The sequence below is a fragment of the Pseudoduganella buxea genome (genome assembly GCF_009720835.1).
GTDB classification, from domain to species: Bacteria; Pseudomonadota; Gammaproteobacteria; order Burkholderiales; family Burkholderiaceae_D; genus Rugamonas; species Rugamonas buxea.
In genome coordinates, this window is record NZ_WNKZ01000312.1 from 1 (window position 1) to 255 (window position 255).

Annotated in this window: 1 pseudogene; it reads left to right on the plus strand. The window is 62.4% G+C overall.

Annotated elements, in window-relative coordinates:
- Window positions 1-255, plus strand: a pseudogene (locus GM672_RS28060) (IS3 family transposase); the annotation flags it as partial.

Below are 255 nucleotides of genomic sequence, written 5' to 3' on the forward strand. Positions count from 1 at the left end.
TGCGGCCAGTCAATCACAAGCGCATGTATCGCGTGATGAAGGCCCAGGGTTTACTGCTGCCGAAGTCGCCCAAGCGCCGAGATAGCGGCCGCGCGCATGATGGCAAGGTAGCCGTCGAGGAATCGAATCAGCGCTGGTGCTCGGACGGCTTCGAGATCGCCTGCGACAACGGCGACGTCGTGACGGGCGTATTCATGAAGGATTGCTGTGACCGTGAGATCATCGCCTGGCGTGCCTGGATCGGCCGTGGGCTGC